Annotated in this window: 17 protein-coding genes; 6 read left to right on the top strand and 11 right to left on the bottom strand. The window is 44.7% G+C overall.

The window, feature by feature from the left end; all coding sequences use genetic code 11:
- The first annotated feature begins 102 nt into the window (after positions 1–102).
- Positions 103–516 (top strand): DUF2628 domain-containing protein, encoded by a 414-nt coding sequence (locus BHC43_RS05895; RefSeq protein WP_100156790.1) that lies wholly within the window; start codon positions 103–105, stop codon positions 514–516.
- A gap of 342 nt (positions 517–858) precedes the next feature.
- Here BHC43_RS05895 and BHC43_RS05900 read toward each other — a convergent pair whose 3' ends face one another.
- The 7 genes from BHC43_RS05900 to BHC43_RS05930 form a co-directional block, all read right to left on the bottom strand.
- Positions 859–2238 (bottom strand): amino acid permease, encoded by a 1380-nt coding sequence (locus BHC43_RS05900; RefSeq protein ID WP_100156791.1) that lies wholly within the window; start codon positions 2236–2238, stop codon positions 859–861.
- A gap of 82 nt (positions 2239–2320) precedes the next feature.
- Positions 2321–3571: a kynureninase gene (kynU, locus tag BHC43_RS05905; RefSeq protein ID WP_100156792.1), complete on the bottom strand. Its 1251-nt coding sequence runs from the start codon at positions 3569–3571 to the stop codon at positions 2321–2323.
- A 143-nt stretch (positions 3572–3714) separates the two neighbouring features.
- Complete coding sequence (locus BHC43_RS05910; RefSeq protein ID WP_218966475.1) at positions 3715–5100, bottom strand: amino acid permease; 1386 nt, start codon at positions 5098–5100, stop codon at positions 3715–3717.
- A 155-nt stretch (positions 5101–5255) separates the two neighbouring features.
- A complete protein-coding gene (locus BHC43_RS05915; protein ID WP_218966476.1) occupies positions 5256–6713 on the bottom strand; it encodes an NAD-dependent succinate-semialdehyde dehydrogenase in 1458 nt (485 codons plus the stop codon).
- Positions 6714–6793: 80 nt separating this feature from the next.
- The gene (gene gabT / locus BHC43_RS05920; protein WP_100139880.1) at positions 6794–8068 is read right to left on the bottom strand and encodes a 4-aminobutyrate--2-oxoglutarate transaminase; all 1275 of its coding nucleotides are present in this window, start codon (positions 8066–8068) and stop codon (positions 6794–6796) included.
- 424 nt (positions 8069–8492) lie between these two features.
- Positions 8493–9698: a sugar efflux transporter gene (locus BHC43_RS05925; protein ID WP_100156795.1), complete on the bottom strand. Its 1206-nt coding sequence runs from the start codon at positions 9696–9698 to the stop codon at positions 8493–8495.
- A 348-nt stretch (positions 9699–10046) separates the two neighbouring features.
- Complete coding sequence (locus BHC43_RS05930; RefSeq protein ID WP_100156796.1) at positions 10047–11048, bottom strand: asparaginase; 1002 nt, start codon at positions 11046–11048, stop codon at positions 10047–10049.
- Between the two features lie 113 nt (positions 11049–11161).
- Between BHC43_RS05930 and gltX the strand changes: the two genes are divergently transcribed.
- From gltX to BHC43_RS05945, 3 genes are all read left to right on the top strand, one after another.
- Complete coding sequence (gene gltX / locus BHC43_RS05935) at positions 11162–12553, top strand: glutamate--tRNA ligase (RefSeq protein ID WP_180297459.1); 1392 nt, start codon at positions 11162–11164, stop codon at positions 12551–12553.
- Positions 12554–12811: 258 nt separating this feature from the next.
- Entirely contained in the window at positions 12812–13918 is a 1107-nt protein-coding gene (gene mnmA / locus BHC43_RS05940) for a tRNA 2-thiouridine(34) synthase MnmA (protein ID WP_100156797.1), read from the top strand.
- A gap of 151 nt (positions 13919–14069) precedes the next feature.
- Complete coding sequence (locus BHC43_RS05945; RefSeq protein WP_100156798.1) at positions 14070–15734, top strand: AMP-binding protein; 1665 nt, start codon at positions 14070–14072, stop codon at positions 15732–15734.
- A gap of 239 nt (positions 15735–15973) precedes the next feature.
- On the opposite strand, the gene purE is transcribed toward BHC43_RS05945, so the two are convergent.
- From purE to BHC43_RS05965, 4 genes are read right to left on the bottom strand one after another with little or no spacing between them, the layout of a single operon-like run.
- On the bottom strand, positions 15974–16465 hold the full coding sequence (gene purE / locus BHC43_RS05950) for a 5-(carboxyamino)imidazole ribonucleotide mutase (protein WP_100157076.1): 492 nt from the start codon (positions 16463–16465) through the stop codon (positions 15974–15976).
- A gap of 28 nt (positions 16466–16493) precedes the next feature.
- Positions 16494–17162, bottom strand: coding sequence for a tetratricopeptide repeat protein (locus BHC43_RS05955; protein ID WP_100156799.1), 669 nt, complete (start codon positions 17160–17162; stop codon positions 16494–16496).
- A 30-nt stretch (positions 17163–17192) separates the two neighbouring features.
- Positions 17193–17861: a class I SAM-dependent methyltransferase gene (locus BHC43_RS05960; RefSeq protein ID WP_100156800.1), complete on the bottom strand. Its 669-nt coding sequence runs from the start codon at positions 17859–17861 to the stop codon at positions 17193–17195.
- Between the two features lie 17 nt (positions 17862–17878).
- Entirely contained in the window at positions 17879–18064 is a 186-nt protein-coding gene (locus tag BHC43_RS05965) for a DUF3460 family protein (protein ID WP_100156801.1), read from the bottom strand.
- Positions 18065–18269: 205 nt separating this feature from the next.
- Between BHC43_RS05965 and pcnB the strand changes: the two genes are divergently transcribed.
- Both pcnB and folK read left to right on the top strand, forming a co-directional pair.
- Positions 18270–19604 (top strand): polynucleotide adenylyltransferase PcnB, encoded by a 1335-nt coding sequence (gene pcnB, locus BHC43_RS05970; protein WP_100139889.1) that lies wholly within the window; start codon positions 18270–18272, stop codon positions 19602–19604.
- Positions 19601–20107 (top strand): 2-amino-4-hydroxy-6-hydroxymethyldihydropteridine diphosphokinase, encoded by a 507-nt coding sequence (gene folK, locus BHC43_RS05975; protein ID WP_100156802.1) that lies wholly within the window; start codon positions 19601–19603, stop codon positions 20105–20107. Before pcnB ends, folK begins: the two co-directional genes overlap by 4 nt.
- The last annotated feature ends 13 nt before the right edge of the window (positions 20108–20120 follow it).

Raw genomic sequence — 20120 nt, forward strand, 5'->3', positions numbered from 1 at the left:
TTGAAAAAAAGGATAAATTGAAAAATTAGTTAATTTACGATATTATTTTTTTATGAAAGTAATGATTAAATCTGTTTTTTAACAATAGTTGTAGGAGTCTTGATGGATAACACTAGTAAGGAAAATTTTGATTTTGCTAATTGGGGCTTGAGCAAAGCTTGGCAGTTCAGATTTGAATTTTATGAAGAAAATGGTTTGCCTGAACGTAAAAATGCATCAAGATTTAAAGAGGCATTTAAAGCTTTACCTATGGGTAAGCGTTTTATATTAGCAAATAATATAGGTTCATTATTTTTCGGTCCACTGTATTTTTTATGTACAGGCATGTGGCGAAAAGCTATTGTCTTGTTGTTTCTCTTAATATTTATTGATTTTTTTCTTTCTGCTATTGGTGGAAAAAATTCGATTATAATATTTGTAAATATGTTTAGCTCAATGACACTTGCCAATCCGGCTTATTATTTACACCGGGTGAAGAAATCCAAATCTTTTAATATATTCGAAGGAGTGTTTTAAGCTGACTGAATAATACTCTACTCATGATTGTGAAACTTTAGCTGATATTTATTCGGTATAGATTTCCCTCATATATTTATTGATTCTATTTTCTCAGAAAATAAATAGTCAAATTATATATTTTGAATAAATGATAAGTTTGTGCTGAAGTAGTAATGACAATTTTTTAGATAAATATGCAAATATTGTTCATTATATTGCCTTTGAAAAGCATATTTTTATTTAGTATATTAAGAAAATTATTTTTATCTATTTGTAATAATATGTGGTAATGTTTAAGAAATAAAAAAGCAGCTTCAGAGTAAGGCCTCGAAGCTGCTTTTGTATTTGAATAGGAAAGGTTTACTTCGCTGTGCTTTTTTTATGACAGGCCTGAATGAGATAGGCTAGTACTAAGCACACTAGAAAAGGAAGACCAAATAGAAGAGTGGCGTGGAAAATCGGTGTAAACCATGTGGTTACCAGAATACTGATGATGGATATTAAACCGGCCAGCGTAATATAAGGAAATCCGGGTACACGAAATTTTAATGTCTGCTGCTGTCTCTGCATACGGATACGAAAACACAGATGGGTCAAAAATACGGCGCCCCAACTGAACAAAGCACCAAACATAGATAACGCTATCATTACTGGAAAAGCGCTTTCCGGTTTAAACATATATACCAGTGCCGCTACAGCAATCCCCGCAGAAGATAAAGCCAGCGCGTTCAATGGCACACCGTTGCTTTTCACTTTACCGAGAATTTGTGGTGCTTCGTTGGCGCGAGACAGGCTGAACATCATACGTGTGGCGATGTAGAGCATGCTATTCATTGCAGAAAGTGCGGCCACGATAACAATAAAATTAAGGATGCTGTCTGCATACGGGATGCCGACGTTTTGCATGACAGTGACAAAAGGGCTGGTACTACCTGTTTTGATTAGTTCCTGCCATGGTACCAGCATTACTATCAGACTGAGAGCAAGTAAGTAAAAAATCAACAGTCGCGCCAGTGTACCTTTGAAAGCTGTTTTTACTGCTTGCTCGGGGTGAGTGGCTTCTCCGGCGGCAATGGCAATCATTTCGATGCCCAGATAGCTGAATATCGAAATAATCACTCCTGTCCAAATACCCGAAAATCCGTGCGGGGCAAAGCCATAGCCAAACAGATTGTGCTCAATGCGGATGATACTGCCTTGTGATACCAATACAGCCACTGCCAGCAAAATGAATACTATGATGGCAAATATTTTAATGGTTGAGAACCAGTACTCTACTGAACCAAATGCTTTAACACTGTAAGCATTGACGCCAATCAAACAGCAGGAAAACAGGGCTATCCATATCCATGAATCTACTTGCGGAAACCAGAATTTCATGTATTCGGCAATGGCGGTGACTTCTGTACCTACGGCTAATACGATGCAAGCCCAGTAACTGTAGCGTACCAGAAAGCCGGCCAGTGGGTGCAGATAGAATTCAGCATAAGCGCCAAATGAGCCGGATGTTGGGTGCTGGACGGTCATTTCTGCCAGACAGCCCATAAGTGCCAATGCAATTAGTCCGCCAAGGGTATAGCTGATAATTACTGCAGGGCCGGCAAAGCCGATAGCAAATTTGCTGCCTAAAAACAAGCCGGTACCAATGGCACCGCCAATGGCAATCATGCTCATCTGGCTGGCAGATAGTTTTTTATGCAGGCCGGTTTCCCGCGACTGTATACGCTCGAAATTGCTCATCTTTTTTCCTTAGGATGAGATGCACAAGCCGAGCAGAAGATTCACGCTCGGCTTTTAGCTGTCTGAATGAAAGAATGGTCTATCAGGTTACTTGTCCACGTGTATGAAACTTAGGCTGTGCCCATTCCTGATTGATCAATACTTGTTTCAAATGCTGAACAGCCTGCCAAATATCGGTATAGCTCAGGTATAGCGGTGTGACGCCGAGCCTGATTACTTCGGGTTCGCGATAGTCACCAATTACCCCGCGCGCAATCAGTGCCTGAACGATGGCATAACCATGTGGATGGCGTAGGCTAACGTGACTGCCGCGATGCTCATGTTTGCGCGGGGTAATCAAGGTAAGTCCGAGGCCGGCACATTCCTGCTCAGTGAGATTGATGAGTAAATCAGTCAGTTGCAGCGATTTGTGTCGTACGGCTTGCATATCGGTTTGCAGAAAAATATCAACGCCACACTCTATCAAACTCATGGAGACTATGGGCTGTGTTCCACAGAGGTAACGGCGAATATTGTCCGCCGGTGTATAGCTAACTGCCATATCAAACGGTTTTTCGTGTCCCCACCAGCCTGATAATGGCTGGCTGAATGCGGTTTGATAGCGATGATGCACCCATAGCATGGCAGGTGCACCGGGGCCACCATTTAGGTATTTATAGGTACAGCCTATGGCAAAGTCGCTATTGCTGCTGTTTAAATCAATGGGTACGGCACCTATGGAATGACATAAGTCCCAAATAAGCAGTGCGCCATGGCTATGAACAAGTTCATTGGTGGATGCCATGTTGTGCAGGTAGCCGGTACGATAATTGACATGTGACAGCACAACCACGGCAGTATGCTGATTAATGCTATCGGCCAGATCAGCCGGTGTATCGATTAATTGGAGTTGATAGCCCTGATTAATCAGCGCCATGAATCCTTCAATCATGTAGATATCTGTGGGGAAGGAATCACGTTCGGCAATAATGATTTTACGGCGGTTGTCTTTTTGTTGCTGAATATCGACCGCGGCTGCCAGTACTTTAAAAAGATTAAGGCTGGTGGTATCTGTAACGACGGTTTCATTTTCTCTAGCCCCTATGAGCTGGCCGATTTTGTTGCCAAGCCGCACCGGCAAATCCCACCAGCCGGCTTTGTTCCAGCTATTAATCAGGTCTGTGCCCCATTGTTGATTAATTACAGCCTGTGCTTGCTCAGTGGCCTGACGGGGCTTGGCACCGAGAGAATTACCATCCAGATAGATGACCCCTTGTGGTAATTCAAACTGGTTTTTAAATATTGCCAGTGTGTCTTTAGCATCCCATTGCTGACATTGTTCTTGTGTAATCATTGTGCTCAGTTTAAATCTGAAAATGAATAGTGTACTGAATTGCAGCTGGTGATGGTAAATAAATTCACAATTTATTTAGTTCGGTTAAGCTGTATCAATATTTTTCAGATTATTAAATTTTCTGCATGGGATGTCGATTTGGTTTATTCAATACGGGTTCGGTTGCTGCCGATTTTGAATACCTGAGCCAACATACCCATCAGCAGGATGACGCCTGCCAGTATGCTGGTGTAGATTACTTCATATTTATAGGTGCCTTCAAATATCATGGTGATGATGGATGCAATAATTAGAGCGATAACCAAAGAGGTGAGCCAAGGAAAGCACCACATTTTAAAACTAATGATTTTTCCCTGTTTTTCCAATTTTTTGCGTAGAAATAATTGTGAGAAGCTAATGGCCAGATAGACATACAGAGCAATGGTGCCGGTAGCGGTCATCAATACGTCGTAAACATTCATTTTAGCTGTGGCGGTAAGGTATACGGCCAATAAGGTAAAGACACAGGATACTAATACGCCAATTTGTGGGCTGCCGTTTTTTGAAGTATAGGCCATTATTTGATGGGCATCGCCGCGTTTGGCTAATGAATAGAGCATGCGTGAGCAGGTGTATAGAGCGGAATTAAAACAACTGAGTACGGATGTAAGTACAACGAAGTTAACAATGTGACGTGCCTGTGGAATACCGAGAGAAGTAAGTACCACGCTGTATGTGCCCCAAGTGGCATCCTTCAGATGTGGGTCGTTGTATTGAATCAGGCACACGGTGATAAAAATTGAACCTACATAAAACAGAATAATGCGCCAGACTACAGATTTGGTTGCTTTGCGGATTTCTGTAGCTGGATGGCTGGATTCAGCAGCGGCAACAGTAACGATTTCAGCTCCTATATAAGCAAACATAACCCCAAGCAGTGCGGTAACCACGGATGAGATGCCATTGGGCATAAAGCCCTGACCGGTTAAATGCGACCATCCTTGTGCATCTGCCTGTCCCCATGGCCATAAATGCATGATGGCCAGACTACCTATAATCAGAAATAGAACAATGGCGACTACTTTGATAAGGGCGAACCAGAATTCAAATTCGCCGTAATTTTTAACATCCATTAGATTGATGATGACTAATGCGATGGTTACTGCCAGCATGTAGCCCCAAATGGGTATCAGCGGAAACCAGTTGTTAAGAATTTTACCGGCTACATAAGCTTCCCAGCCCATTAGTAGAGCCCAAAAATACCAGTAAAGCCAGCCAATACTGAATCCAGCCCAGCGGCCGATGGCAATATCGGCATATGTGGAAAAAGAGCCACTGTCAGGATGAGCCACGGCCATTTCACCGAGCATTCGCATAATCAGCATCACCAATAGACCACCAGCAGCATAAGCCAATATGGCAGCCGGACCGGTATGAAAAATTACTGAACCCGAACCGATAAAAAGGGCGCCACCAATTACGCCAGCTATAGATATCATGGTCAAGTGACGGGATTTCAGTCCATTTTTTAATGTTGATGATGTACTCAATGTTTTCTCCTCTAAAAGAATAAGTGCTGGACTGACTTAATTAAGTCAATTGCAACCCGCAAAAAGTCTTCCTGATTTATGCAAAGCATTCAGGATTTTTATAATTGCAGCGGGGAATGCGGCAGCATGAAAGGATGCTGCCGCAGATTCAGAATTTACTGATCGATACCGGCCAGTAATATGTATTTGATTTCTAGGTAATCTTCAATGCCGTATTTGGACCCTTCACGTCCAAGGCCTGATTGTTTGACGCCACCAAATGGAGCAGCTTCATTCGACAACAGGCCGGTATTGATGGCTACCATGCCATAATCCAGATTTTCGCTGACACGAATGATACGGCCGATGTCTCGACTGTAAAAATAGCTGGCCAGTCCGAATTCTGTATCGTTTGCCCAGCTGACCACTTCTTCTTCGTTGTCGAAGCGGAATACCGGTGCCAACGGACCGAAGGTTTCTTCACGTGCCACTTTCATTGCCTGTGTCACATTTTTCAGCAGGGTGGGCTGAAAGAAGAGTTCGCCGTGATGGTCTGCAGTACCTCCGGTTACAATTTCTGCACCTTTGCTTACTGCGTCAGCAATGTGTTCTTGAACCTTGTTTACAGCACTGGCGTCAATCAAGGGACCGACAGTGACATCTTGTTCTAGCCCATTGCCGATTTTCAGTTTAGCGATGGCCTGAGCCAGTTTGCTGACAAACTCATCGTAAACTGCGCTTTGTACGTATAAACGGTTGGCACAGACACAAGTCTGGCCGGCATTTCGGAATTTGGAAATCATTGCGCCTTCAACGGCGGCATCGATATCGGCATCGTTAAATACGATAAATGGTGCATTGCCGCCCAGCTCCATGGAAACTTTTTTCACGGTGCCGGCACATTGCGCAATCAGTTTGCGGCCTACTTCGGTGGAACCGGTGAAGCTGAATTTTTTCACCCGTTCGTCTTCGGTAAGTACTTTGCCGATTTCACTTGAGCTGCCAGTGATAACATTTACTACGCCGGCAGGAATGCCAGCACGTTGAGCTAGTTCGGCAATAGCCAGTGCAGAGAGCGGGGTTTGTGATGCAGGACGGATAACAAAAGTACACCCAGCAGCCAGCGCCGGCGCAATTTTGCGCGTAATCATGGCATTGGGAAAGTTCCACGGGGTAATCGCGGCACACACACCTACCGGCTGCTTGAGTACCATAATGCGTTTGTCTTTGGATGGTGCTGGTATGGTGTCGCCGTAAATGCGTTTGGCTTCTTCGGCATACCATTCTAGATAAGATGCACCATAGGCAATTTCACCTTTGGCTTCGGCTAAAGGTTTGCCTTGTTCTGAGGTTAGGATAATGCCTAAATCCTCCTGATACTGCATCATCAGCTCAAACCAGCGGCGCAGCAGATTACTGCGTTCTTTGGCTGATTTGGCCTGCCATGGTTTCAAGGCAGCCTGTGCCGCGGCGACAGCACGTTCTGCTTCTGCGGCGCCCATGCGTGGTACATCGGCCAGATTGTGTCCGTTGGCCGGATTTATAACTGAAATAACAGCGCTGTTATCAGCATTTACCCATTGGCCATTTATCAGACATTGGGTTTTTAAAAGTGCAGGATCATGCAGTTGCATAATTTTTTTTCCAAATTAACTGTATCAGACATTACAGGCTGCCAAATATGCGGTGAGCACCGGCAGCTTGTGAGTAGTTATTATTGAGCCTGACGCACAGCTGCTTCAAGTATGTTTAGTGCTTCATCAAATACATTGTCTTCAATGGTGAGCGGGTACAGGCAGCGGATGACGTTATAGTACTGGCCGCAAGTGAGAATCATCAGTCCATTTTCAAGTGCTAACTGCTGAACTTTTTTGGTCATTTCGGCATTGGGTTCGGACGTGCCTGCTTTCACTAGCTCCAGTGCAACCATGGAGCCAGGGCCGCGTACTTCGGCAATTTCCGGTATGGTTTGTTTCAGACTGTTGAAGCGTTCCTTTAAACGGTTGCCCAGCACTGTGGCGCGTTCACACAATTTTTCGGTTTCAATCACATCGATCACTGCATCAGCCGCAGCCAGACCCAGCGGGCTACCTGCATAGGTACCACCCAGACCACCGACTACAGGTGCATTCATAATAACTTCTTTGCCCACTACGCCTGATAAGGGAAATCCACCGGCCAGAGATTTGGCAATAGTCATTAAATCGGGTTCAACACCTGTCCATTCTGTGGCGAACAGCTTGCCGCTACGGGCAAAACCAGATTGGATTTCATCAAAAATCAGCACAATGCCGTGTTCATCTGCTAGCTGTCGTAAAGCGCGCAGGAATTCATTTGGGGTAACATTGAAGCCTCCTTCACCTTGTACTACTTCGATGATGATAGCTGCAACGTCGCTGGCGGCCAGATGGCATTTAAAAATATTATGCAGACCATGAAGGGCATCCTCTATGCTCACGCCATGTAAAGCGTTGGGATAGGGCGCATGAACGATGTCGGCTGGAAATGGCCCAAAATCAACTTTATAAGGGGCAATTTTACCGGTTAAAGCCATGGTTAGATTGGTACGGCCATGAAAAGCACCATTGAAAGCAATGACGCCGCGCCGTTTGGTATAGGCTCGAGCAATTTTGATGGCGTTTTCTACTGCTTCGGCACCGGAAGTAACAAACATTGTACGTTTATCGCCGGAGATGGGCGCACGTGCATTGATTTTTTCGGCGACTTTGGCATACAGCTCATACGGCACGGTATTAAAGCAGGTATGAGAAAATTTCTGCAACTGGTCGGCCACAGCCTGTTGTACTTTAGGATGTAGGTGGCCGGTATTGAGGACGCCGATGCCACCGGCAAAATCAATATAACGTTTGCCTTCTGGTGTCCAAAATTCGGCATTTTTAGCGTGATCAATATAAAAGTCACACATAAAGCCAACACCACGCGGGGCGGCAGCCAGCTGGCGCTGACGCACGTTGCTTGTTTGATTCATAAAATTCTCTCCAGAAAAATGTAGACCGGCCTGAGCTGGTGTTTTCGCTTACAGAAAGTAGGGTAATGCGATGTAACTATGTCACTAACTGACTGTATTTATTTAACCAAAAAGAAGATTTGGATTTTTTTGATAAGTTACGGGATTAAATTTGCACTGTCAATGCAGCTGAAAGATGCATGTGCAAAAATTATGGTTTTAAATGCTGAATGAGTGGAATTATATAATTTTATCTGTATTAATGTTGGTAATTAATATTACAAACTGATTTAATATGGTTATTTAATTGCTTAATTTATGCATATATTATTTTTTCTGATGAACGCTCGCCATACAAAAATCTTGGTTTACGTATATGCTGTAAAAAAGCTGAACCGTTGAGTTCAGCCTGAAAGATGGCCAGAAATGGCTCAGGATGTATGAATCAATTTTTTAGGTGTTTGGTCTTATGTACCGGATTGGTAATTATTAGGCAGAAAATCAGGGAAACCGATACCATGATTAAAGCAAGGATATAAATTAAATGATGACCAAAATTGGCAGAAGCGGTGCCTTGCAACATACCGGCCAGAATAATGCTGCACGAAATACAGTTATTAAATAGTGTTGAGGCTACTCCTGTCCGCCCAGGCAGCAGGTCCTGAAAATATATCAGTCCAATACTGGCTACAATACCGATAAACAGGCCATTGAATAGTTGTAGCGCAATCAGAATCCATTCTTTCTGACTGATAATCATGCCTATATAGAAAATGATGCCACATATTACGGCAAAGCAAATTAGGTTTTTATTTCCAAAACGCGGTACCAGCATGCTAGCCACCAGCATGGCCGGAATTTCAATGGCTGCGGCTACGCCCATTAAATGTCCGGGCAGGGATGGGGCGGATGGTAAAATCTGGTTCAGATACAGCGGCATGTCAATTAAATACATCATATTGGCTGTGCCCATGCTGATTGAAGCGATAAATAAAAACATCACGTTGCGGTTGCGAAATATTTTTTCTTTTGGTTCTGAAGGTTTGCTGACTGGAGCAGAATGTCTGATAGCAGGAAAAAACATAAAAATAATTAGTAGGGCAACCAAGAACATAGCCGCTGCACTCAGATACATGGTGGTAAAACCATATTTAACTGCCAATGTAAAGGATAAGGGCGGTCCGATAACCCATGCTAATGATAACTGGGCGCGGAGTATGCCGTTGAATACAACGACATTACGTCCGGTATGGTCGGTATATTCACGTGCTGAAGCAAAAATCTGCGGCATCGCAGCTGACGTAAATGCGGAAAAAAAGATACCCACAGATATAAGTAATAGATAGTGGCGTGAAAAAGCGAAGGTGATACAGTTACCGATGCCCATCAGACAACAGAATAAAATAATATTGCGGCGGATACCTTTATTATCAGAATATTGCGCCAGAAGAAAACTCACAACAATACCAGCAATGGCATTGACTGAATAAAATAGGCCAATTTGATAGGGGTTAGCTTGCACTTCTTTCGCCAGATAACGGCTGAGAGTGGGTGCCTGTAGCGCACCGGCAATACCAATAATGAATGCGGCCACCAGAAAAGAACCAAGAATAATATAGGCCTTTTGTTTTAAACTAATTTTTTCTTCCACGTTTAATTTATCTATACTGAAATAAAAGTGTTATATCACATATCTGCTGATACATTGTAAAAGCTGGTACCCAATGGCTGTTTAATATGTAAAGCGCGATCAGTTAAATTGTTAATATATAAATTAAATAGTGAATATAAATGCTTGATAATAATATTTCAAACAGGATACAGGTGATAGTGGAAATACATGAGAATGAAAATAGAGGATTTTATTTGTTAATCAAAAAATTTTTTTATTAATAATGTTATTAAGATAAAAACAAATATAATATTTTTTTTAGTGTATCGGGATATGCAGGATAACAAGTTGGTTTCGACAAATTATCCTGCTCCATAGTAGAACCGTTTAAATCAGCTGCTGCTCTTCTAAGAGATTTTCAATTTTTTCTTTACTCCAATGATTGCTAGCGGCAAGAGTCAGAATGGCTACAGCGGTTTCCAGGTTGCATTTACCGCCATTAATCACGCCAGCAGCGCGCAGTTCATTTCCTTGGGCATAAACTGCGGAGGCGTTGCCTTGCAAAACTTGGCTGATATTTAATACCGGTATGGATTGTTGACTGATGTGTCGAATGGCTGCCAGAAAGCTTGCATCAGTTGGTGTATTGCCATTGCCGTAGCTTTGCAGTACCACTCCGTCCGGCGCGTTTTGATTTAGGCTGGCGCTAATCATGTCTAGATTGGCTCCCGGCGTAAGGGTAAAACAATGGATTCGAACGGTGTTGCTAATGCCGTAGCTTGCCGGTGCAGTAGAGGGGGGTGTGGCTGGAAGGTTAGTGTTAAACCAACCTTCGGTAGCCGACCATTGTGCCAGTGTACCAAATTGTGGGTTGGCAAAAGCCTCCGGCCGCTCGGTACTGATTTTTACACTGCCAATTGCTGGCCAGAGCTGGCCGTTGAATGCGATAGCAGTCTGATTAAAATCGCGTAAGCTAAACGCGGCCAATGCTGTGCGCAGATTCAGTGGGACATCGCTGTTATCAGCTGCTAGTGGCAGCATAGCGCCAGTCAAGATAAGAGGAATACCTAGCTGTGGCCGTGCCAGTGCGATGATATTGGCAGTATAAGCCATGGTGTCAGTACCATGCAGAATCAGCAAACCATCATAATCTGTAGCTTTGCTGTCTATCCATTCTAAACAATGTTGCCAGTTGCTCAAGGTAATGGCAGACGAATCAATCAAGGGGTCGCTGATAAACCAATCACAATGTACTTCTTCACTAAATTCCTGAAAGATGGGGGCGGCCAGACGCGGCAGATCGTTTGCCGGCGCTAATCCGGCAGGAGTGGACTGCATGCCGATGGTGCCGCCAGTGTAGTAAACAGCCAGATGTTTCGGTGTTGTCATAAAGATTCCGCCTTTCCAAAGCTTATGGGTAGCAATAGCAAGCATAGCATGAACGGGTTTTGTTCAGGCTGGCTTACGCGTACAATAGCGGTTTTTCTGCGTCTGAAATGGTTATCATGATACGTACTCGTTTTGCTCCCAGTCCTACCGGTTTTCTACATATTGGCGGTGTGCGCACGGCTTTGTTTTCATGGGCATTTGCGCGTAAACATCAGGGTAAATTTGTGTTACGCATTGAAGACACAGATTTGGAACGCTCTACTGCTGAATCGGTGCAGGCAATTTTGGATGGAATGCACTGGGTAGGTCTGGACTATGATGAAGGTCCGTTTTATCAGACGCAGCGTTTTGACCGCTATGCGGAAGTATTGCGTGAGCTACTGGCTTCTGGCCATGCCTATTATGACTACACCAGCCGTGAAGAGCTGGAAGCGATGCGGCAGGAAGCAGAAGCACGTGGCGAACATTTCTGGTACGACCGGCGCTGGCGTCCCGACGAGGGTAAAACTCTACCTGCAATACCAGAGGGTGTGCAGCCGGTAGTGCGATTTAAAATGCCGCTGACTGGTGAAACGGCATGGGATGATTTGGTCAAAGGCCATATTGCTATAGCCAATCAAGATTTAGATGACCTGATTATTGCCCGCGCCGATGGTACCCCTACCTATAATTTCTGTGTGGTGGTAGATGATTATGATATGGGGATTACGCAGGTTATCCGTGGTGATGATCACGTTAATAACACCCCGAAACAGATTAATATTCTGCGTGCTATGGGAGCCACGCTGCCACAGTATGCACATCTGCCAATGATTTTGAATGAAAAAGGCGCGAAAATGAGTAAGCGCCGTGATGCAGTTAGTGTGGTGGATTATGATAAACAGGGTATTCTGCCAGAAGCTCTGTTGAATTATCTGGCACGCTTGGGCTGGGGGCATGGTGATGACGAATTTTTCACGATGGCTCAGTTTGTGCAATGGTTTGATTTAAAGGATGTCAGCCCTTCTGCCAGCCGTTTCGACCATGAAAAGTTGCTGTGGCTGAATGCTCAGCACATCAAAGCCAGTGATGATACACGTCTGGCTGAACTGGTACGCCCACGATTAGAACAGCAGGGCATTGCGGTGGCTGAACAGCCTGCTTTGACCGATGTAATAGCTTTGGTAAAGGAACGAGCTCAGGATTTGAATCAGCTAGCCTCAGAATGTAGCTATTTTTATGTCAAAGCCACACCGAGTGAAAAAGAAGTGGCTAAACACTGGGATATGGATGCACCGGTACGAATGCAGCGTTTTGCCGCTGAGCTGGAAAAGCTACCGCAGTGGGATGCGGAAAGTATACATGCCTTGTTTGCGCCATTCTGTGAAGCAGAAAATATTAAAATGGGTAAATTGGGTATGCCATTGCGGCTGGCAGTCTGTGGTACTGGCAAAACGCCGTCGATTGATCAGGTATTGGCTTTACTGGGGCGGGATGAAGTATTGCACCGCCTGCATCAGAACTGAGTCTGATTTGCATTTGCACAGGCTGTCGGGATTGTGATTAATTTGCTTAAGGCAGATTACGCAGTGATGACAGCCTGTGTTTTTTATTTTGTTCCTACTCAAATTGATGTTTGCTTGTGTAAACACATTAATGTTTATTGCAGTGTATTGTGTGTTTATGCTGGCGGTTAGTAAGCCTTATGCAGTATTAATGCTGCCTGTAAGTTGTCGCTATGCTCCGGCTGTGGCAAAATCGGCGCCGATTTTGGATAAATGTAAATGAATACAAAAGCTGATTTATCTCAACGCATTGTTGTTGGAATGTCTGGTGGTGTGGATTCATCGGTGACTGCCCTGCTGCTCAAACAGGGCGGTTATGATGTGCGCGGTGTTTTCATGCAAAACTGGGAAGACGATAACGATGACGAGTATTGCTCCATCAAGCAGGACTCACTTGACGCTGTTACAGTGGCCGATGTGATTGGTATGGATATAGACATTGTCAATTTTGCCAGCCAGTATAAAGATAATGTCTTTGCCTACTTTCTACAGGAATATCAGGCAGGGCGCACACCAAATCCGGATGTGCTGTGCAATGCGGAAATTAAATTCAAATGTTTTCTGGACCATGCTCTGGCCGGTGGTGCTGATGTAATTGCTACTGGTCATTATGCCCGCAAAGAGGTGCGCGATGGTGTGCATTATCTGCTTAAAGGGCTCGACCAAAACAAAGACCAAAGCTATTTTCTCTATCGCCTCCAGCCTTATCAGCTGCAACGAGCATTATTTCCGTTGGGCGAACTTGAAAAAACTGAAGTACGCTGTTTGGCGGAGCAGGCACAGTTGCCGACAGCAACGAAAAAAGACAGCACAGGTATCTGTTTTATCGGAGAACGGCCGTTTAGGCAGTTTTTACAACGATATTTACCTACCAATCCGGGTGCAATGGTCACACCGGAAGGAAAAGTAGTAGGTGAACATGAAGGTCTGATGTATTACACGTTGGGTCAGCGTAAAGGGCTAGGCATCGGCGGTGATGGCGAACCATGGTTTGTGGCTGGAAAAAATCTGAAAAGAAATGAACTTTTGGTGGTACAGGGGCATAACCATCCGCTTCTATTCAGCCGTAGCCTGATTATGCACGATCTAAGTTTTACAACGCCTGAGCAGCCGGCTGAAGGTCGCTACGGAGTGAAAACGCGTTACCGCATGCCGGATGCTTCCGCTACTTTGCGCTATCTTGATAACGGCAGTGCTGAGCTTGTATTTGATGAACCGCAATGGGCTGTGACACCAGGCCAGTCAGCCGTCCTATATGCTGGCGAAATGTGTTTGGGTGGTGGTATTATCAGCGATACCGATAGCCACAGTATTAATAATAATTAATTTAATTTCAACCGATTGCCTATAATTGGGCAATCATCTTGCTAGCAATGATGCAGTCGTACTGATTTGATGTTTTCTTTACAGTCTGTTTAGACTGATGTTCCCTTACTTCACATTAAATCAGGCGCATTGTTGCAAAGGAAAAAAGATAATGGAAAAAATCTGGTTACAAAGTTATCAGGAAGGGGTGCGCGCAGAAGTGGATGTTCGTGCTTATTCGTCAATTATTGACGTGCTGCACACCAGTGTGAAGAAGTTCGGACCGCAGCCGAGTTTTTCTAACATGGGTACCACTCTAACGTATACGCAGACTGCGACTTTGGTGAATCAGTTTACTTCTTATTTGCAGAATGTGCTTAAGCTGCAAAAGGGTGAGCGCGTGGCAATTATGATGCCGAATGTGCTGCAGTATCCAGTGGCTGTGTTCGGGGTATTGCAGGCTGGCGGCGTAGTGGTTAATGTCAATCCTCTGTACACACCGCGTGAACTGGCGCATCAGCTAATTGATTCAGGTGCGACGGCCATTATTGTGCTGGAAAATTTTGCACATACGGTGGAAAAAGTGCTGGAGCAGACATCGCTAAAACAGGTAATTGTCGCCAGTATGGGAGATATGTTGGGCTGGATGAAAGGCACGCTGGTGAATTTCATGCTGCGCAAAGTCAAAAAAATGGTGAAACCATTTCATATTCCGCAATCCATTACTTTTCCGCAAGCGCTGGCATTGGGTAAAAAGCAGCGCTTTACGCCAGTGCCGCTTGGGCTGGAGGATTTGGCCTTATTGCAGTATACGGGTGGAACAACAGGTATATCCAAAGGTGCAATGCTGACTCATGGAAATATTGTTGCCAATATGCAGCAAGCATCAGAGTGGATTAAGGCCAATCTGGTACCGGGGCAGGAAGTGGTAGTAACACCGCTTCCGCTTTATCATATTTTTTCGCTTACTGTGAATATCATGATATTTGCCAATGCCGGCTCTAAAAATATTCTGATTACCAATCCGCGTGATATCAATGCGCTGGTTAAAGTACTCCAAAGTAATCGTGTCACGGTAATGAGCGGGGTAAATACGCTATTCAATGCTCTGATTCATAATGAAGAATTCAAAAAAATTGATTTTTCATCATGGAAGCTGGTTTTGGGTGGCGGGATGGCGACGCAGAAAAATGTGGCGCAGGAATGGAAAGCGATTACTGGTGTGCCGATTATCGATGCCTATGGTCTGACAGAGGCCAGCCCAGGCGTGTGCGCCAATCCGTTAAATAATCCTGAATACACGGGTACAGCCGGTTTACCAGTATCCAATACCGATATTGAAATTCGAGATGACAACGGTAAAGTACTGGGCATAGGTGAAGTAGGAGAGTTGTGGGTACAGGGACCACAGGTAATGAAGGGCTACTGGAACCGCCCTGAGGAAACGGCCAAAGTATTGGATAGCCGTGGCTTTGTCGCTACCGGTGATATGGCAGAAATCGATGCCAAAGGTTATGTACGTTTAGTTGACCGTAAAAAAGACATGATTTTGGTATCGGGATTTAATGTTTATCCGAATGAAATTGAAGAAATAGTAGCTGCTATGCCAGAGGTATTGGAAGTAGCCTGTATCGGTGTGCCAAATGAAAAAACAGGTGAGGCGATAAAATTATTTGTCGTTAAGCGTGACCCTGCACTGACACGTGAGCAAATTATTGCATACTGTCGCCAGAATCTGACCGGATATAAAATACCGAAGGACATTGAATTTTGTGAAGAACTGCCTAAATCAGCGGTAGGCAAAATTCTGCGTAAGGATTTGCGTACCGAAAAATAATGGTATTGCAGATTAATAGCGGTTGCTGCTATGGTGTGGCAACCGCTTTTTTATTTATAGACTGGTAGGAAGCTGATACTAAAAAGCTACTGTAGCTAATTTTCTCACTCTTATGGCTTAGAAACAGCAGCTATGACCAGTATTAAGAGATCATTATCAGAAAGAGTCTGTTAAAGATGCAAACTGTGTGGAAGAAAATAAACGCTATTTAGCATGAGTGCAGGCCAATTCTTGATTTATCAGGCTGGCTGACTGGGTAAATTCATCGCTAAAACATTTTGTCTTTGATTTTCTCGAAATTCCGTGAGTTTCTGAGCTAGCTGGGGATTGTTGTTTGCCAGCATTGCAATGGCAAATAGGGCTGCATTGGCTGCACCGGCCTCGCCGATGGCAAAGGTGGCTACCGGTACCCCTTTGGGCATTTGTACAATAGACATCAAGGAATCCTCGCCATGCATATATTTGCTTGGAATCGGTACACCCAGTACTGGCAGTGTGGTTTTCGCGGCTACCATGCCGGGCAAATGCGCCGCACCACCGGCACCAGCAATAATGGCTTTGAGTCCTCTGGAGCGTGCATTTTCGGCATATTCAAACATTAAATCTGGGGTGCGGTGTGCAGAAACCACTTTTATTTCATAAGGTATGCTGAATTGTTGTAAAAACTGTTCTGCTTGCTGCATTACCGGATAATCGCTGTTGCTGCCCATGATGATGCCGATTTGAGGAATATTCATGTTTTGCTCTTCTGTTTGTAAATTATTTTTTCAGTTGATGCTTGGCTTTATTTGCTGCATTACTAGTGGGATAGTTACTGATAATGCGTTGATAGGTGGTACGGGCAATATCCTGCTGCTGTAAATGTGTCTGGCATTGTGCCACCTGATATAGGGCATTGGGCGTTTGGCTATTTTGTGGAAACAAATTGCTGAAGCGTTTGCCGATATTGATAACCGATTCGCAATTATTTAGACGCATATGGCTTTGTAGTAGCAACCACATGCGCTCCTGTGCCAGCTTGCTGCCATTGCTGCCGCTATCTGCATTTTTTAAAAGTCTGATACTCTGAGCATATAGTCCGGCGTTGTAGAGGCGTCGGGCTTCATCTGTATTATCGCTATTGCCAGTATTTTTTATTGGATTCACCCGAGCAGGCTGAATATGTACATTTAAATAACGCGATAGGGTTGATTGTTGCTGGCGTAAATCATTCAATTGATTTTGTAGGCTGGTTACCTGACTTTGCAGACTCATTATCTGAGTTTTCATTTGGCTCAATTGGTCTGCTGTCTGAAGGGTATACGGTGCAGGCGCGTCTGAATTAGTTGTATTTTCAGGGGCAGAGGAGGTACTCATGGTACTGCATGAGCTGATGGTTATCATAGCCAGTGCAGCCAGCAATAGATAACGATAATTAAATAAGAACATTTGGTGCTGCTCTCCTCTAGGTGATTGTTATTATTTTTTCTGCATCAAGGTCAGGCCATCACCCAGTGGGATGGTTAGTGGCTGCACACGCGAATCATGTTTCAGGCTGGCATTAAATGAACGCATAATCTGAACGCTTTCTGGTTCGTGCGTGGTTGCAGGTTGAGCCACACGCCCATGCAGCAGTACATTATCTATGGCAATAATGCCGCCAGAGCGAACCAATTGCAGGCAGCGTTCATAATAGTGAGGTGTTGGCGGTTTATCGGCATCAATCAAAGCTATGTCATATTGATTGCTTTGTCCTGCCGCAATCAGTTTATCCAACGTTATCAAGGCTGGTTGTAAATAAAGCTGTATTTTGTGACTGACATTGGCTTCTTGCCAGTAACGGCGGGCGATATCGGTGTAAGTGACATTAATATCACAGGCAGTTATGTGACCGTTTTCCGGCAAAGCTAGTGCCATGGCAGTGCTGCTGTAGCCGGTAAAAACACCGATTTCAAGATAATGGCGTGCTTGTATCAGCGTTGCTAACCATGTCATCAACTGTGCCTGCTCGGGCGCAATACTCATATTTCCTTTGCGGTGCCGAGCTGTTTCAGCACGCAGTTGTACCAGTAAAGGGTGCTCTTGGGGATTTACGTCCGCCAGATAAGTATTAAGCGCAGGACTATTCACACCAGCTCGTTGACTCATGACAGGTCGGCAGGAGATTATTCGGTTAAATAGGTATAGCCTTTTTTTGGCAGTTTGGCGGCAGCAAAATTTGCTTCATCTTCGGAATTTAGCTGAACATCCCACAGCAAGCCACGATGCTGGATCTGAGCCTGAGCTTCCTCTGGGTGTTCATTTAAGTATTTATTCAGAAATTGGGTTGTGTCAGACTGATAGTTATACATATAAGTTTCTTCTTGCATATGTTATTTAGAAACAGGTGTATTATTATATACAAAGTGCACCATACTGGTGAAGAAGCAGGCAGAATTGTACGTGTTTGGTCTGCTAACAATGATGAGAAACGAATAGATAGGTTATACTACGCTGTTTTAGTGGTCGTGTTTGCTGTGGCACGCGAGTATTTTTTCATAAGCTTATGTATTTTCTATGCTAAAAAAGTGGTTACACAGGGTTTTGCCGCGTAAGACTGTCAGTAAAGGCAGAAAACGGGAAATACCCTTTGCACAACATCATATTAAGGCGGATGAGCTGAGTTTCGCTGCGGAAAAAGTGATATCCCGTTTGCAGAAAGAAGGCTATGAGGCTTATGTGGTAGGTGGAGCAGTGCGGGATTTGCTATTGGGTGTGTCTCCCAAAGATTATGATGTCGCCACCAATGCCACGCCCGAACAGGTGCGTAAACTATTCAGACGCAGCCGCATTATTGGCCGACGCTTTCCGATTGTACATGTCATGGTGGGGCCAGAAACCATTGAAGTTACAACTTTCCGTGGTGGTGCCGTCAGTAGCCATAATGAGCTGGGGCGGATTATGAAAGATGTAAGTTTTGGTACGCTGGAACAGGACGCCATGCGTCGCGATTTTACCGCCAACGCACTTTATTATGATCCACATAGACAGGTCATTTTGGATTTTCATCATGGCGTGGAGGATATCCGCAACCGTCGTCTGGTGATGATTGGCAATCCGCAGGAACGTTATCAGGAAGATCCAGTTCGCATGTTGCGTGCAGCCAGACTCTCAGGCAAACTTGGATTTACGGTTGATAGACAGACATCCAAACCAATTGCCGAATGTGCGCAGTTGCTTCAGCGGGAGCCACCGGCACGGCTATTTGATGAAGTGTTAAAGATTTTATTCAGTGGTTATGCGCAAGCATGTCTGCGTCAGATGGATATATTGGGTTTGAAAAATATTCATCCGCTCTTGGATGCACTGATGCCTGGAGCAGGCGGCAGTGAGCACATAGCTGCGCTGGCTCTGCAAAATACTGATGAGCGTCTGCGTGCGGATAAGTCCGTTTCCATGGGATTTGTACTGGCGGCAGTATTGTGGCCGCATATGCGTGAAGCTTGGATACAACAACAGGCGCGCGGTATGCGCAGTAATGGAGCCATGCATGCTGCCATGGCTTCCGAACGTCAGCATATAGATAAACACTGGGGTGTACCACAGCGCTATGGTGTTACTATGCGTGAAATCTGGTCTCTGCAACCGCAATTTGAAATAATGCGCGGTGGACGGCCATATCGTCTACTTGCTCAGCCGCGCTTTCGTGCTGCTTTTGATTTTCTGTGTCTGCGCGCCAATCTTGGCGAAGTGGCTCAGGAAACTGTGCAGTGGTGGCAGAATTTTCAGCAGGGAACGGATGCAGAGCGTGAAGAGCTGATTCACACTGCGATGCAGGTAAAAACAACCTCTACAAAATCGAAACGAAATCGTAATAAACGCACTAACAAATCCAAGCAGGAGGGAGCATGAAAACAGTAACAGCGGTTATTGCTTTGGGCGCTAATCTAGGAAATCCGCGCAAACAGGTTGAAGCAGCTATGGCTGCATTGAATCAGGTTAGTGGTATCCGTGTAAAGGCAATTTCACCACTTTATCTTACCAAGCCGGTGGGACTGACTGACCAGCCTGATTTTGTCAATGCGGTGGTTTTGGTGCATACCACTTTGAGTGCACAGGTATTGCTACATTCCATGCTAGAACTGGAAAATAAGCTGGGACGTGTGCGCAATGTGCCAAATGGTCCACGCATGATCGATCTGGACGTAATTGATTACAATCATCAGACCATTAATGAACCTGATTTGAAATTGCCTCATCCAAGTGCGCATGAACGCGCATTTGTGATGGCCCCACTAGCTGCTATTGCACCATACTATGTAATCGGTACTCATGGCAGTGCCTCTACTCTGGCGGCAAAATTACTCAAAGCACAGCCGGATGCAGCCACGATTATTGACGGCGATCAAAACTAAGTCAGGGGAAAAG

Source organism: Snodgrassella alvi (assembly GCF_002777855.1).
Taxonomy (GTDB): Bacteria; Pseudomonadota; Gammaproteobacteria; order Burkholderiales; family Neisseriaceae; genus Snodgrassella; species Snodgrassella alvi_E.